Origin of the sequence: Xanthomonas sp. LMG 12459 (genome assembly GCF_009192905.1) — a bacterium.
Lineage (GTDB): Bacteria > Pseudomonadota > Gammaproteobacteria > Xanthomonadales > Xanthomonadaceae > Xanthomonas_A > Xanthomonas_A sontii.
The window spans coordinates 1-505 of the sequence record NZ_NSGT01000143.1; the positions used below are offsets into that span (position 1 = coordinate 1).

At 67.5% G+C, this 505-nt stretch carries 1 protein-coding gene; it reads left to right on the plus strand.

Annotated features, from left to right (window positions below; translation table 11 throughout):
* On the plus strand, positions 1–505 hold a 505-nt coding region (locus CEK65_RS21060; RefSeq protein WP_193314853.1), incomplete at both ends, for a hypothetical protein.

The following is a 505-nucleotide window of genomic DNA, read 5'->3' on the forward strand; positions in this document are numbered from 1 at the left end:
GGGTGCGCTGCGCATGCTCGATGTGCCGCGGTTGCCGGAGCTGGTCGAGGCCATCGGTCGCTTCGTGCACAATGAACTGGTGGCTGATCAACGCGTGCCCACGGCGGAGCAAATGGACCTGCTCGCCGATGCGCTGGCCTCGGTCGAATATTTCCTCGAAGCCGTGCGCGAACAGCGTCCGCAGCGCGAGCGCATTCTCGATGTCACCCAACGCAGTCTGAGCGCGCTGGGTTACTGGCCGGCACCGGCCTTGCGCGCCCAGCCTGCGGCAAACACTGGCATGGGCATCGCGCCGCAGGTCGCGCCCAGCCTGAGCGAAGCGGTCAGCGTGGTTTCCGGCACCGGTCTGGATGCCTTGCTGATCGGCACTGCCACGCCTGCGCCTGCGCCGAGTCAGGATCTGGCCGGTTTGCGCTTCGCCAGCACCGAGCCCACCACGCCGCCGCAGGCCGAATTGCCTGCCCCCGAAGCAGGTCCTGGTGAATGGGTCGAGATCACCGAGGAG